Annotated in this window: 11 protein-coding genes; 7 read left to right on the top strand and 4 right to left on the bottom strand. The window is 41.5% G+C overall.

The genetic code is table 11. The annotated features are described in order from the left end of the window. From ilvD to C1642_RS12615, 3 genes are all read left to right on the top strand, one after another. Window positions 1-1,464, top strand: a 1,464-nt coding sequence (gene ilvD / locus C1642_RS12625; RefSeq protein ID WP_103236399.1) for a dihydroxy-acid dehydratase, incomplete at its 5' end; no start/stop codon positions are given. A 313-nt stretch (window positions 1,465-1,777) separates the two neighbouring features. Then, window positions 1,778-3,067, top strand: coding sequence for a hypothetical protein (locus C1642_RS12620; protein ID WP_000055250.1), 1,290 nt, complete (start codon window positions 1,778-1,780; stop codon window positions 3,065-3,067). Between the two features lie 78 nt (window positions 3,068-3,145). Beyond that, window positions 3,146-3,877 carry a sulfite exporter TauE/SafE family protein gene (locus C1642_RS12615; RefSeq protein WP_000143321.1) on the top strand — a complete coding sequence of 244 codons (732 nt, stop codon included), beginning with the start codon at window positions 3,146-3,148 and terminating at the stop codon, window positions 3,875-3,877. A gap of 8 nt (window positions 3,878-3,885) precedes the next feature. Here C1642_RS12615 and C1642_RS12610 read toward each other — a convergent pair whose 3' ends face one another. The 4 genes from C1642_RS12610 to C1642_RS12595 all read right to left on the bottom strand — a co-directional run bounded on the left by C1642_RS12610 (window position 3,886) and on the right by C1642_RS12595 (window position 9,930). After that, a complete protein-coding gene (locus C1642_RS12610) occupies window positions 3,886-4,776 on the bottom strand; it encodes a LysR family transcriptional regulator (RefSeq protein ID WP_001209849.1) in 891 nt (296 codons plus the stop codon). A 79-nt stretch (window positions 4,777-4,855) separates the two neighbouring features. After that, complete coding sequence (locus C1642_RS12605; protein ID WP_002057504.1) at window positions 4,856-6,151, bottom strand: solute carrier family 23 protein; 1,296 nt, start codon at window positions 6,149-6,151, stop codon at window positions 4,856-4,858. 300 nt (window positions 6,152-6,451) lie between these two features. Next, window positions 6,452-9,136: a phosphoenolpyruvate carboxylase gene (gene ppc, locus C1642_RS12600; RefSeq protein ID WP_000250585.1), complete on the bottom strand. Its 2,685-nt coding sequence runs from the start codon at window positions 9,134-9,136 to the stop codon at window positions 6,452-6,454. 170 nt (window positions 9,137-9,306) lie between these two features. Beyond that, complete coding sequence (locus C1642_RS12595) at window positions 9,307-9,930, bottom strand: TetR/AcrR family transcriptional regulator (RefSeq protein ID WP_001195322.1); 624 nt, start codon at window positions 9,928-9,930, stop codon at window positions 9,307-9,309. A 149-nt stretch (window positions 9,931-10,079) separates the two neighbouring features. On the opposite strand from C1642_RS12595, the gene C1642_RS12590 reads away from it, so the two are divergent. The 4 genes from C1642_RS12590 to C1642_RS19300 form a co-directional block, all read left to right on the top strand. After that, on the top strand, window positions 10,080-11,180 hold the full coding sequence (locus tag C1642_RS12590) for an efflux RND transporter periplasmic adaptor subunit (protein ID WP_029424039.1): 1,101 nt from the start codon (window positions 10,080-10,082) through the stop codon (window positions 11,178-11,180). Window positions 11,181-11,182: 2 nt separating this feature from the next. Beyond that, on the top strand, window positions 11,183-14,308 hold the full coding sequence (locus C1642_RS12585; RefSeq protein ID WP_021510258.1) for an efflux RND transporter permease subunit: 3,126 nt from the start codon (window positions 11,183-11,185) through the stop codon (window positions 14,306-14,308). A gap of 139 nt (window positions 14,309-14,447) precedes the next feature. After that, entirely contained in the window at window positions 14,448-14,825 is a 378-nt protein-coding gene (locus tag C1642_RS12580) for a hypothetical protein (RefSeq protein WP_000529425.1), read from the top strand. 104 nt (window positions 14,826-14,929) lie between these two features. After that, a partial coding sequence (locus C1642_RS19300) for a DnaJ domain-containing protein (protein ID WP_228153863.1) occupies window positions 14,930-15,177 on the top strand: 248 nt, incomplete at its 3' end.

The following is a 15,177-nucleotide window of genomic DNA, read 5'->3' as shown; positions in this document are numbered from 1 at the left end:
GACAAAATTACTCCGGGAATGTTGATGGCTGCGATGCGTCTAAATATTCCTGTGGTATTTGTGTCTGGCGGACCAATGGAAGCAGGTAAGGTTAAATTCCGCGGTGATGAAAAAGCAATTGACCTTGTAGATGCTATGGTTGTTGCAGCTGATGACAGCTACACAGACGAAGAAGTTGCAGAATTTGAACGTTCAGCATGTCCAACTTGTGGTTCGTGTTCAGGTATGTTCACTGCGAACTCAATGAACTGTTTAACAGAAGCGCTAGGTTTATCGTTACCGGGCAATGGTTCTATCGTTGCAACGCATGCAAACCGTAAAAAATTATTCTTAAAAGCAGGTCAGCTTATTGTTGAATTGGCCAAACGCTACTATGAGCAAAATGATGCAAGTATTTTGCCTCGTTCAATTGCCACTAAAGCTGCTTTTAAAAATGCGATGACACTTGATATTGCCATGGGTGGTTCAACCAATACAGTTCTTCACTTGTTAGCTGCGGCAAATGAAGCTGAAGTTGATTTTACGATGGACGATATTGATGAGTTGTCACGTCGAGTACCAGTGCTTTCAAAAGTAGCACCAGCAAAACAAGACGTACATATGGAAGATGTACATCGTGCAGGCGGTATCATGGCCATTTTAGGCGAGCTTGATCGTGCGAATCTACTTGATGTATCTGTACCAACCGTACATGAAAAAACATTAAAAGATGCATTAGATAAGTGGGATATTATCCGTACTGAAGATCCAGAGGTATATGAGTTCTACCGTTCATCTCCGGGTGGTGTTCCAACTCAAGTTGCATTCTCACAAAACCGTTACTACTCAACTTTAGATGGCGACCGTGAAAAGGGTGTGATTCGTAATGCAGAACATGCATTCTCTAAAGATGGTGGTTTAGCTGTTCTTTACGGCAACATTGCGCTTGATGGATGTATTGTAAAAACTGCGGGCGTTGACGAATCTATTTTAAAATTCACAGGTTCAGCACGAGTTTTTGAGAGCCAAGATGCAGCGGTAGAAGCAATTTTAGGCAATGAAATTAAAGCTGGTGATGTGGTTGTTATTCGCTACGAAGGTCCACGTGGTGGTCCGGGTATGCAAGAAATGCTTTACCCAACCAGCTATCTTAAATCGAAAGGTTTAGGAAAAGACTGCGCGTTAGTTACAGATGGCCGTTTCTCTGGTGGTTCATCAGGTCTTTCAATTGGTCACGTTTCGCCAGAAGCTGCTGAAGGCGGTGCGATTGGTTTGGTTGAAGATGGCGATACCATCGAAATTGATATTCCAAACCGTACCATTCACTTGAATATTGATGATGCGACTTTGGCGCACCGTCGTACAGTTCAAGAAGCGAAAGGTTGGCATCCGAAGGAAGAACGTAAACGTAAGGTATCAAAAGCGTTAAAAGTTTATGCAATGCATACCACAAGTGCAGCAAAAGGAGCTGTACGCGTTCTATAAAATATTCAATTTTAATAATTGAGTAGGAAACATGCACCCATTAACACGATGAATTGTTATCATGTTAAGGGTGCATTTTTTATGTCTGGTAAAAAAAATCCGCTTGTAGAAAAAGGTGGTTTCAGATCATTCTATGGGTTTGCCATAAAATGGTGATAAAATCTTCACCTACGCAGAAACTCGCGAAATAACATGACATATTTTCTGCGCGAACTTAGGTAGTCATTTTTCTATCTCGACTACTGTTTCACCTTGCACTATGATCAAAATAACTTTTGATCTCGCTTAGGATTTATTTTTAGAGGCACTACTCATGTCACTGCTACGCCGTTGGTTTGACCCTATCCGATCGAGCTGGTTTTACCAAAAGCCTTCTCGTCAAGCGGTGTTACCCACGGAAAATGGTTTAAGTATTTATTTACGACTTGATGATGTGTATAGCTATCTGGCTGTTCAGCAATTGTCTCAGCTAGATGAAATTTTAAGTGATGAACTTAAACCTTTAAAAATTATTATTTCCCATACGGCTTCTGAACCTCCAAATAGCATGACGCATGAGGAGTGGCAGCATTATTGTTTAAATGATGCCAAAATTTTAGCAAATCAGCACCGGTTTGCTTTTGATGAGTTTCCAGAAATCCCAAGTCCAGAATCTTTAAAACAAGCCGCTGTCATATTAAAAAGAACCCCACTACAAGGTCAGAACTTCTTACATTTACTTGAAGATATCTTTCACATGCTTTGGCAACAGCAATATGGAAAATTGCGTACTCTACATGCCATGGCGGTCAAGCATCAGGTTCCTCAGCATTTTCCAGAACGTATTTTTACGGATGAACCTGTTCGAGCGGCATACTTTGAGTTTGGTGGACGTAAATATCATGCAGTAGATGATTTATTACGTTTAACCCGACGTTTAAAACAACAAAAGTTACTGACAGGTAATCCGATATTTTTAATTAATCATATCGAATGGCGTGAACATTTGATTAATGATGCTGAGGCGTTAAATGAAATTCAGGCTTTGCATCCTGAACTTGATGTATTTATCGCTTTAGAAGACCCGATGAGCTGGTTGTTGCTTGCCTATATTAAAGAAGAGCTCGCAGACTATTATGATATTCAGCTAAAAGTTTATCCTTTGAGTTATCGGGGCCGAGACTGGTTTGACTGGAGCTTGGCAACACGTGTGTCTAAACGTACCGAGGTTGCTTTTACACCTTTTTGCCGACCTACAGAAGAAAGTACGCTTGGGATGGCAAAGCTTTTCTATAGTGTGCCGGAAAATCAGCAACTTGATACAATTTTCACTATTTTGCAGGCTGTTTGGACGAAAGGAAAAGATCTATCTTTCCAGAAGCATTTCCAACAGTTACAGCAGCAACTGGGTATTGAGCAGTTAACTGAACAGGATATACAGTCGGTTTTAGCGCAAAATGATGCACTTTGCCAAGACAAGCATCAACCTGATTTGCCGGTTTTAGAGTTGCGTATCGATGGGCAAAGCTATGTATTTAATAGCCTGTATCGGGTTTGGATGATTGAAAGTATTTTTAGCAATGTTTTAGAAGAAAAATACAAAACGGCCTCAACTTCTAATTGAGGCCTACTCCTAAAAACAAGAATAGGGCAAAGCCTGTTTTTTCCGTAGCATAACCTTGTAGGGAATCGGAGATAAACAGTGACATTTCTAGCAATTATTATGATGGTGTTTGCCTTTGCGGGCATGATTAAAGGCATGATCGGCTTAGGCTTGCCTGCGGTATCAATGGGCTTACTCACCATCGCAATGAGTCCTTTTCAGGCTGCATCTCTTTTAATTGTTCCTTCAATGGTCACCAACGTCTGGCAGCTTTTTGCTGAAGGACATGTCTGGGCTTTTATTCGCCGTTTCTGGACGTTGCTCGCAGGTATTGTGGTGGGCTCAATATGGAGTTTTCTACCTACCTTAAGTCAAAGTCATGGTCAAAGTAGTGAAATTTTATTAGGTTGCATGTTGGCCTTATATGGGCTTTATGGCCTATGTGTGAAGAAACTTCCGCATTTAGGAAAGCATGAGCGCTGGTTATCACCCATTATTGGATATATCGGCGGGGCAGTGACTGTAGCAACAGGCGTTATTATTATTCCTATTGTGCCGTATTTGCAGTCTTTGCATTTAAAACGTGATGAGTTGGTACAGGCTTTAGGATTAACGTTTACAGTCTCTACCATTTGCCTTGCTGTGTTTTTACACCATAACCCGATGTCAGGGATAACACTGGACTATCGTTTATCTTTCGCTGCGTTGTTAGCTGCGCTCATTGGAATGTGGATCGGTAAAAAAATCCGCTATCGACTGAATGAGCAGATTTTTCGCCGTATCTTTTTTATAGGCTTGATGTCATTAGGACTTTATATGATTTTGCATTAAGTTAATTTTTAAGGACGATGTTGCAATAAAAAGTCTGCAAACTGTTGGTAACTACTAGGCAACTGATTGAAACTTTGTGTGGCCAAAAGTAGTTTACGGTTTGCCCATGCGCCTAGCAGTTGAATTGAATGAAAATCATAGTCCGATTGTAGGCGCTGTGCAGCACGGGCAGGCATAATCGCAATTCCTACACCTTTAGCGACTACCTCGACAATTGCGCCAAAGTTAGGTAAGCGCAACCGATACTGTATGTTAAAACCTAATAATTTGGCTTGGGTTTCAATGGACTGTTGTAAAGAGTGATGCGATTTGAGTCCAATAAAACCATAGCTTAAAGCATCTACTAAATTTAGCTCTTTGTAGTGGGCTAACTCATGTGTCACAGGGCAAATAAGTACTAATGGGTCGCTTGCAAACTCTTTAGTTTGCAAATGTCGGGTATTGAAAAAACTCGAGACTAGGCCAAGACTTGCAATCCCTTGGGTTAATGCATCTACAATTTCTGAACTTTCTGCTTCATGCAAATCGATATTCATTTCTGGATGAAGCACCAAATATTGCGGTAATAACGTAGGTAGATATTCACTTTGAGCAGATGAGTTACACCAAAGTGTTAATGCTTCTGTTGTCGGCTGTCTGAACCGCTGCATTTCTTGTTCGAGTTGATCTTTTTGAGCTAAAAGCTGACGAGCATGTTCTACAAATGCATGTCCAGCTGTAGTGAGTTCTACACCTGTGGTTTGGCGAATAAATAAGGGGGTCTCAAAATACTGTTCAAGTTTTTTTATACGTTCACTCGCCGCCTGAAGTGAAATCGCAGAGCGGTCAGCGCCTTTGGTGAGGCTACCAGTCGAGACAATATGAAGAACCAGCTGTAAATCAAAAAAATCAAAACGCATGATAGGAACGTATTGAAATGCAAAAATTCATCATACTAAATCGGAATGAAAAAAGGCAGCTTGCGCTGCCTTTTAGAATTTAGGTTTTATCTTTTAAACTAAACAGCCAGTTTAAAATAATGGCTGCAAACGTTGCTGTACCAATACCACCTAAATTGAAATTACCGAACAATAATTCAAAGTTTCCAGCACCCAAAATAATGGTTACTGAAGCCACAATCAGATTTTTATTGTTAGAAAAATCGACTTTGTTTTCAATCCAGATTTTTGCACCGGCAATGGTAATTAAGCCAAATACCACAATAGATGCACCTGTAAGAACTGCACTTGGAATGGTACTAATGACAGCGCCAAATTTTGGTGATAGACCTAAGAAAATAGCAAAGATGCCTGCAATCACAAATACAATGGTTGAGTACACACGAGTGACTGCCATCACACCAATGTTTTCACCGTAAGTCGTCATCCCTGGCGCGCCAACACTACCAGAAAGTGTCGTAGCTAAACCATCAGCGACAAAGGCTTTGCCTAATTGTGGAGTTAGGTTTTCTCCAGTCATTGCACCTACTGCTTTGATATGACCTAAGTTTTCTGCTACTAAAATCAGTGCAACTGGTGCAATAATTAAAATAGCCTTGGTATCAAAAGTAGGATGTGAAAAGCTTGGAATACCGAACCACGAAGCTTGTGAGATCTGGCTAAAATCGATCGGTTTACCTAAACCTAGACCATTTGTCGCAATCGCATAGATTACATAAGCCAAGATCAAACCTACCAATAGAAGTAGACGCTGCAATAAGCCTCGTGTAAAAACTGCAATACTGCCCATACAAAGTACAGTAATTAAGGCCATCCACATTTCAAATGGTTGGCCTGCAACGCCTTTAATGGTAACAGGGGCAAGGTTGAGACCAATAATCATCACAATTGCACCAGTCACCACAGGCGGCATAAGTTTTTCAATCCAGCGTGTACCCGTGAGCATGACAATAAAACCGATGAGTGCATAAAAGATACCGCACGCTACGATCCCACCCAACGCAATAGAAAGATTTGGATTGGCCCCTGAACCTGTGATATGCCCCGTAGCTGCTGCAACAACACCAATAAAGGCAAAACTCGATCCTAAATAACTAGGAACACGACCACCCGTAATTAAGAAGAACAGGATGGTACAGATACCTGACATTAAAATAGCAAGGTTAGGGTTAAAGCCCATGAGTAAAGGTGCTAAAACAGTTGCTCCAAACATGGCAAATGCATGCTGGACACCTAAAATAGCACTTTGAACTGGAGGGAGATATTCATTGGTAGAGACCGGTCGATGGTCAACATCACCTTGGTAAGGCTGCCATTTGGGAAACCAGTTGGACATAAAATAAGCTCATTATTCTTTAATTGGTGCAATGATACTCTTTCTTGTAAAAGCATTTAATCTCTTGTATTGAATATGAAAGTGAAAAGTAATTATTTTTTAACGATCGGTATAATTTTATAAATTCTAAATATAAGGAATTAGGTGTTTTTTTCTGATAAAAATTAATTTTATGATTTTTAAAAAAATATTCTAAAAAATGAAAAATCGAGGAAAATTTGAGAAAAACAAGGAATTTTGCAAGTAAAAAGCAGCACATCCAAGATGCACTGCTTTAAGAAAGTAGTTAGTAAAATGAGCTTAGCCTGTATTACGTAAACCAGCAGCAATTCCGGCAATACTTACCATAAGTGCATGGTCAACAGGGGTATGCTCTGCCTGACGTTCAGCAAGATAATCACGGCGGCGTTTCATGAGTTCAGCTTGTAAAAGATGCAAAGGCAGTAAATACGGTTTACGAACTTGCATAGACTGATCCAAAACTTCATTGTCGCTTAATAGTTTTGATTCATCTTTTAACGTAAGTAAGGTTTCCACAGCATCTTTTAGACGTTGGCGTAACTGATTGCCAAGCACTTTTAAGTCTTCATCTTCAGTCAAATGAGACTCGTAGTAGAGTGCAATATTGGCATCGGCTTTAGACAATACCATTTCCAGCATATCAATGAGTGTCTGGAAATAAGGCCATTGCTGAAGCATTTCATCAAGCGTTGCTTTTTGCTGATCGGCAATCACTTCATTAATCGCTGCACCTGTACCTAACCATGCAGGTAACATCAAACGGATTTGTGTCCAAGCAAATACCCATGGAATGGCACGTAAAGACTCGATACCGCCACTTACTTTACGTTTTGCCGGACGTGAGCCTAGCGGCAACATTTGTAATTCAAGCTCAGGAGTGACAGTCCGTAAATACTTCACAAAATGCGGGTTTTCACGCACTGTTTGACGATAAACCTTCACAGAATGATCTGTCATACGGTTCATAAGTTCACGCCACTCAGCCTTAGGCTCTGGTGGTGGTAATAATGTCGCTTCAAGCGTTGCTGCGGTATAGATTTCAAGGTTTTGCATGGCAATACCTTCTAGACCGAATTTGAAGCGGATCATTTCACCTTGTTCTGTCACACGAATTGCACCAGAGATTGAGCCCGGTGGTTGCGAAAAGAGTGCTTGTTGCGTTGGAGCACCACCACGGCTAATTGAGCCGCCACGACCGTGGAACAGAGTCAACTGTACGCCGTGTTTACGAGCAATTGCAGTCAACTCTTCTTGAGCACGGTATTGGGCCCAGTTAGCAGACATGAAACCGGCATCTTTTGCTGAATCCGAGTAGCCGATCATGACTTCATGTTTACCCTGAATGTGCTGCTTATACCAATGCATATTAAACAACGTATTCATGGTAGTTGCTGCGCCGTCTAAGTCTTTTAAAGTCTCAAATAAAGGCACTACACGTAAAGGATGCTGAATACCGGCTTCTTTTTGCAATAACAATACAGCTAAAACATCACTTGGATATTCAGCCATAGAAATAATATAAGCCCCTAAAGACTCAGGTGGTTGGTCTGCCAAAGTACGCATGGTTGCAAATACTTCTTGTACATCTGGGTGACCAATCAAACTACCTTCTGGCTCATTAATATACTTCGGTAGTAGTGGGCGTTTGCTTTGGAGTTCCTGGATAAGGAAGTTTTGGCGCGCTTGTTCAGTCCATGACTCAAAATTACCCAGACCTAAGTATTCGGTAATTGCTGAAATGGCTTGGCGATGACGGCCTGATTCTTGGCGAATATCGAGCTTAAGCAGTTCAATACCAAAACAGTTCACACGGTAGATAAAGTCGAGTAGTTGACCATTCGCGATTTCAGGCAGATTACTGTCAATTAGAGAGCGATAGCACAGCAATAATGGTTGTAACAGTTCATCTTTGCTTTTAATGACATTGCTGTCATCAGCTTCTAAGCCTTGTAGGCGCTGAGCTAACCAATGACGAGTTGCTTTTAAACGCTCACGTGTTGCACGTAGATACTCACGATAAGGCTCTGGATGAGGACTACCAATGGCTTGAACCATTTCTTCGGAACAAGACTGAATTGATAGTTCCCAACGTAAGTTTTCGATATCTCTTAGATAGAGGTCGGCAGCTTGCCAGCGTGATAACCACAATACTTCTTGAGTAATTTGATGAGTAACGTTCGGGTTACCATCACGGTCTCCACCCATCCAAGATGCAAAACGTACCGGAGCAATATGAAGTGGTAAGTTTTGTTGGCAATTGTCTTGAACCAGTTCATTTAGCTCACGGATAAATTTAGGAACAGCATTCCAAAGCGTTTGCTCAATTGTGGCAAAGCCCCATTTTGCTTCATCTACCGGGGTCGGGCGGTGCTGCCTGATTTCATCTGTTTGCCAAGCCGAACTAATTTGTTGTTTTAAGTTGGCAAGAGCATTTTGACGTTCACGCGGAGTAAGTTTTTGCTGATCAAGTTGTGATAGACAAGCATTGATATCGTCATATTTTTGAATCAGGGTACGACGACTCACTTCTGTTGGATGCGCCGTAAGTACCAATTCAATCTTAAGATCACAAATTTGCTGGAACAGTTTTTCTGTCGAAATATTTTTATCTTTAAACTTTTTAAATAAGTGAACAAGGGGATTCGGGGAGTTTGCATCCGGATCAAACTCTGCCTGTCTGCGGCTACGTACCACATGATATTGCTCAGCAATATTGGCAAAATTGAGGAAGTGAGAAAAAGCGCGGGTAAGAGGCAATAGCTCTTCATCGGGCAATTCTAAAAATAATTGTTCTAATTGCTTTTCGGCTTCAGCTTGACCATCACGTGCACCTTTGGCAAGAGCACGGATTTGCTCGATCTGATTAAACAGTTCTTGTCCTGCATGCTGTTTTAGGGTTTCACCTAATAAATTGCCAAGTAAGCGGACATCCTCACGCAGTGGCGCATCGATTTGCTGAACCATGCTATTTTCTCCTGTTCTTATTCTTTTCGAATATAGCGCGATTAACGAACATTCCAAGCTTTGAGCGTAAGAAAATGTGAATTTTTGCTTAAAAAATAACATTTAAATCGCTTATAACGCTTTAAAAGTCGACATGCACCCGTTGCAAATTTTGGCAATCGGACTTTGGTTTAATGCCGATATTTGAGTAGAAATAAATCAATAGCATCCCGAATAAACCGATCTATCTCTTGAGCATTCGGTACAGGAATAATTCTAAGTAGAACCTTGTGATGGCGTACACCAAGCAATAAGGTCAAAAGCAGTTCTGTTTGATATAGCGGATCATCGGCTTGAATAAAACCTAATTGAGCAGCTTTTTGAAAAAACTCAACTAACTGATTTTGCAGACGGGTATGGGATGCATTAAAAAACTGTAGGGCGAGTGGACTTTGCTCTGCTGCAAGTTCAAATAATACATGCTCGAGTTTAAGTGCTTCGGGGGAATAAATAATCTGCAAGGCACGTGAACACACCATATAAAGTGTTTGATAAAAGTCTGCCGATGCATCTAATTCAAATGGTTTAGTGCCTAGAGTCTCTTCACAAGTTTCTGTAATGGCACAGATAAACAGGTTTGCTTTGTCTTGAAAGTGATTATAAACCGTGAGTTTAGTAACGCCTGCTTCCTGTGCAATCAGGTTCATGCTGGTACCGTGATAACCGGACTTTAAAAAAATAGCTTTAGCGGCCTGTAAGATACGAGCACGCTTTTCCAGATCTTTGGGGCGACCACTTTGATTAACTGTTTGCACGAAACCCTCTAATAAAACTATATAAAAATAAATACTTATAAGTTTTTCTTTAATTAATGTACCAGCGGGTATATTAATTAAAAAACAAACAAACTATGATGCAAATATATTGTGCCTTAAAAAACCAGTTTGAATAAGAGCGATAAGATATGAATCTGTTAAAACCTCTCATCATGAGTATGATGATTGTTTGCATGGTCACATTAACGGGGTGTAGTAAAGAGGCTCCCAAAACAGAAGAAATACCCTATGTAATGGTGACCCAGCCTTCAACCACACTTCACGAACAGAAAAGCTATGCTGGAGATGTACAGGCTCGACAACAAACTGCCTTGGCATTTCGGGTGGGTGGACAAGTTACGGCTCGCTATGTGGATGTAGGTGACCGGGTTAGAGTTGGGCAAGTATTAGCAAAACTCGATGTGGCGGATGCACAGCTACAATTAAATGCTGCCAAAGCTCAATTAGAAAACGCACAGGCAGCAGCAAAAACAGCCTCAGATGAGCTTAAGCGGTTTCAACAATTATTACCCATAAATGCCGTAAGCCGTTCGCAATACGATACGGTAAAAAATCAATATGATGCGGCTCAGGCAGCATTACAACAAGCTCGTTCTAATTATGAAGTTTCTGCCAACCAGACTGGTTATAACCAACTTGTTTCTAATAAAAACGGGGTGATTACAGCGCGTAATATTGAAATTGGACAGGTGGTTGCAGCAGGGCAAGCGGCTTATCAACTGGCAATAGATGGTGAACGTGAAGTGGTCATCGGCGTACCGGAACAAGCAGTTAGCGAGATTAAAGTTGGCCAAGCGGCATGGATAACTTTGTGGTCTAAACCGAACGAACGATTTGCTGGATATGTACGCGAAGTTTCTCCAGCTGCTGATCAGTCCCGTACGTTCACAGTTAAGGTAGCACTCAAAGAAGGTCAGTCTGCTATTCAGCTGGGACAAAGTGCACGCGTATTTTTTAGTTCGACTCAAACTAATGTCATGAGTGTGCCACTTTCGAGTATATCTGCAACAGATAACCAACCTTATGTATGGGTAGTGAATGCGAATCAGACCTTACGTAAAGTGCCTGTAACGATTGGTGCTTATGGCAGAGATAGCGTGCCGGTATTATCGGGTTTAACACCAAATGATTGGGTTGTGATTGGTGGTGTGCACTTGCTGCGCGATAAACAGAAGATTCACCCGATTGATCGTGAAAATCGTGCAGTGAAAATTCAGGGAGCCAAATAACCATGAAATTTAATCTCTCTGAATGGGCACTGAACAATAAAGGTATTGTCCTTTATTTCATGCTCTTGCTAGGCATTATTGGTGCAATTTCTTATTCAAAACTCTCACAAAGTGAAGATCCGCCATTTACCTTTAAAGTCATGGTCGTACAAACCTACTGGCCAGGGGCAACAGCCAAAGAAGTTTCTACTTTAGTTACGGACCGTATCGAAAAGGAACTGATGACCACAGGTCAGTATGACAAGATTATGGCGTATTCCCGTCCAGGCGAGTCGATGGTGACTTTTGTTGCTAAAGATTCTCTCACTTCTGCGCAGATTCCTGATGTTTGGTACAACGTTCGGAAGAAGGTCAATGACATTCGCCATGAACTCCCAAGTGGGGTGCAAGGTCCATTTTTTAATGATGAATTTGGCGATACCTTCGGTAATATTTATGTACTGACAGGCAAAGACTTTGACTATGCGCTTTTGAAAGAATATGCCGATCGTTTGCAATTACAACTACAGAGAGTCAAAGATGTAGGCAAAGTTGAGCTAATTGGGCTGCAAGATCAGAAAATCTGGATTGAAATTTCAAACACTAAAGCGGTTCAGCTCGGTATTCCTGTTTCTGCCATACAAGAAGCCCTGCAAAAGCAAAATAGCATGGCAAGTGCAGGCTTTTTTGAAACTGGAACGGATCGTATTCAAATTCGAGTAAGTGGCCAACTACAAAGCGTAGATGACATTAAAAAAATGCCTTTACTGGTAGGCGATAAAACCATTCAGCTTGGTGACGTTGCTGATGTCTACCGTGGTTTTAGCCAACCTGCTCAGCCGCGTATGCGTTTTATGGGTGACAATGGTATTGGTATTGCCGTATCTATGCGTAAAGGCGGCGATATTATTGCCTTAGGTAAAAATCTGGAAACTGAATTTGCCCAACTGCAAAAAACATTACCTCTAGGTATGAAACTACAAAAAGTATCTGACCAACCGGTAGCGGTACAACGTAGTATCCATGAGTTTGTCAAAGTACTTGCTGAAGCAGTCATTATTGTCTTGTTAGTGAGCTTTTTCTCATTAGGTTTCCGGACGGGTTTAGTCGTCGCTTTTTCCATTCCTTTGGTTTTAGCAATGACTTTTGCTGGCATGAATTTATTTGATGTCGGTCTGCATAAGATTTCGCTTGGTGCTCTAATTCTAGCTTTGGGCCTGCTTGTAGATGATGCCATTATTGCTGTCGAGATGATGGCCATTAAGATGGAGCAGGGGTTTAGCCGAATTAAGGCCGCCGGATTTGCATGGAAAACAACAGCATTTCCGATGTTGACGGGGACATTAATTACCGCCGCAGGCTTTTTACCTATTGCTACGGCTCAGTCCAGTACAGGTGAATACACACGCTCTATCTTTCAGGTCGTGACGATTGCTTTATTGGTGTCTTGGGTTGCCGCAGTTTTATTTGTACCTTATTTGGGTGAAAAACTACTACCTGATTTTACCAAGACAGGTCATCAAGCACCTTGGTATGTCCGTTTATGGGCAAGAATAACTAAAAAACCGCAACCGCAAACTGTGGCCATTTCACAGGACCACCATTACGATCCTTATCAATCTAGTTTCTATTTACGTTTTCGGAAAATGGTCGAGTTTTGTGTGACCTACCGTAAAACCGTGATTGCAACAACGGTGGGGATTTTTGTGCTGTCTGTACTCATGTTTAAGATGGTGCCACAGCAGTTTTTCCCGCCTTCAAACCGCGCTGAAATTTTAGTCGATTTAAAACTCGAAGAAGGCGCATCGTTAACCGCTACAGAGCAAGCGGTGAAAAAGGTTGAACAATTCCTGTCTAAACAAAAAGGCATTGATAATTATGTAGCCTATGTCGGTACAGGTTCACCACGTTTTTATTTACCTCTAGACCAGCAATTACCGCAAGCCAGCTTTGCGCAGTTTGTTGTTTTGGCATCATCGCTTGATGATCGTGATGAAATTCGCCGTTCTTTAGAAACCCAAATTAAGCAGTTGCTCCCACAAGTCCGTACTCGCGTGTCATTACTCGAAAATGGCCCACCTGTTGGTTATCCATTGCAGTATCGTGTGTCAGGTGAAGATTTAAATCTGGTACGTAAAGAAGCACAGCAGGTTGCTAGGGTAATTAGTGAAAACCCGAATACCACCAATGTGCATTTGGATTGGGGTGAGCCAAGCAAGATTATTTCAATTCAAATTGATCAAGACCGTGCTCGACAAATGGGTGTGTCCAGCCTCGATTTAGCCAACTTCTTAAACGCCTCAATTACAGGTAGTGCGATTGAGCAATACCGTGAAAAGCGTGAGCTGATTGAAATCCGATTACGTGGTGATAAAGCTGAGCGCGTTGAAGTAGCTTCACTGGCGAGCCTTGCAGTACCAACAGCGAATGGAACAACTGTACCTTTAGCCCAGATTGCGAAAATTGAATACAAATTTGAAGATGGTCTGATTTGGCACCGTAATCGGTTACCGACAATTACTGTTCGTGCAGATATTCGTACCAATTTACAGCCAGCTACCGTTGTTGGAGAGTTAGCTGAATCAATGGACAAGTTACGCGCTGAGCTGCCAAGTGGCTACCTCATTGAAGTGGGGGGAACAGTGGAAGAGTCGGCACGCGGACAAAGTTCGGTCAATGCCGGTATGCCACTCTTTTTGGCAGTGGTCATGACATTACTCATGATTCAGCTGAAGAGTTTGTCTCGGGCAACAATTGTATTTTTGACTGCACCATTAGGCTTAATTGGCGTTGTTTTATTCTTACTTTTGTTTAATAAACCATTTGGTTTTGTTGCCATGCTAGGAACCATTGCCTTATCCGGCATGATTATGCGTAACTCACTCATTCTGATTGATCAGATTGAACAAGACAGACAGGCAGGGCATCCAACGTGGGAAGCAATTATTGATGCAACAGTACGCCGTTTCCGTCCGATCATTCTCACGGCATTGGCAGCAGTACTCGCCATGATCCCTCTTTCGCGGAGTATTTTCTTCGGTCCAATGGCTGTTGCGATTATGGGCGGACTCATTGTTGCTACCCTGCTGACATTATTTTTCTTACCTGCATTGTATGCAGCGTGGTTTAAGGTGAAAAAAACAGCATAAAATACATAAATTTTTTGTGAATAAAGGTGCGAAATATTGAAAAGTCCAATATAGTAGCACCTGTCTTTACACAAAAAATACAGGATTATTTCGCTGCATAAAAAATAGGCATAATGCAGTGAATTGAGGTGAAATACAGATGGGGCAAGACCATATCGAACAGCATCGCCGTTATATTGTAATTTCTTATGCGTTCATGTTTCTTGCATTGTTTACGGTTATTTTTGCGGCCTTTGCTTATCTGGTCGCTCGTAAAGTAGCTGTTGTGGATGATGCGGAAGTTTGGATTCATGCTCATGCGCTATGGATTATGCGCAATGGTATTCTATTCCTCCTCATGTCAGTTTTTGCTGTGGTCTGGTTTATTCCTCTCTTCTTTTTTGCATGGGATAGCAACCTTTGGGTAACGGCTTCAACAGTTGCTGGTGTAGTTTTTAGCGCTATTGCTTGGTTATTTTTATTAAATGCATGGTTAAAAGGCTTGTCTAAATATTTAAAAAATAAGGCAGTTTTTTAATATATCTGTTTTTTGAAAGTTTTCCCCTTGTAAATTCGGCTAAAGCCCCCCATTTAGTCGGCAATAGAGTATTGATAAAATTTCCGTGAGGAGCACCGCCAAACATGGCTAAACGTGATTATTATGAGGTTTTAGGCGTTTCAAAAACCGCAAGTGATGATGAGATCAAAAAAGCCTATCGTAAATTGGCGATGAAATATCATCCTGACAGAAACCCTGACAATGCCGAGGCTGAAGAAAAATTTAAAGAAGCTTCTGAAGCTTATGAGATTTTATCGGACAGCGAAAAACGCAGCATGTATGACCGTATGGGACATAATGCGTTTGAAGGCGGCTTTGGTGGCGCTGGTGG

Origin of the sequence: Acinetobacter sp. AKBS16 (assembly GCF_002899995.1) — a bacterium.
GTDB lineage: Bacteria > Pseudomonadota > Gammaproteobacteria > Pseudomonadales > Moraxellaceae > Acinetobacter > Acinetobacter baumannii.
The sequence above is the reverse complement of the archived record's forward strand: the minus strand, read 5'-3'. Positions and strand labels throughout refer to the sequence as shown.

What these genes read in the sequence shown, in the direction of transcription:
- C1642_RS12620 (WP_000055250.1), top strand. Translation starts at nt 1,778, where the DNA reads ATGTCACTGCTACGCCGTTGGTTTGACCCTATCCGATCGAGCTGGTTT.
- C1642_RS12610 (WP_001209849.1), bottom strand. Translation starts at nt 4,776, where the DNA reads ATGCGTTTTGATTTTTTTGATTTACAGCTGGTTCTTCATATTGTCTCG.
- C1642_RS12605 (WP_002057504.1), bottom strand. Translation starts at nt 6,151, where the DNA reads ATGTCCAACTGGTTTCCCAAATGGCAGCCTTACCAAGGTGATGTTGAC.
- ppc (WP_000250585.1), bottom strand. Translation starts at nt 9,136, where the DNA reads ATGGTTCAGCAAATCGATGCGCCACTGCGTGAGGATGTCCGCTTACTT.
- C1642_RS12590 (WP_029424039.1), top strand. Translation starts at nt 10,080, where the DNA reads ATGAATCTGTTAAAACCTCTCATCATGAGTATGATGATTGTTTGCATG.
- C1642_RS12585 (WP_021510258.1), top strand. Translation starts at nt 11,183, where the DNA reads ATGAAATTTAATCTCTCTGAATGGGCACTGAACAATAAAGGTATTGTC.
- C1642_RS12580 (WP_000529425.1), top strand. Translation starts at nt 14,448, where the DNA reads ATGGGGCAAGACCATATCGAACAGCATCGCCGTTATATTGTAATTTCT.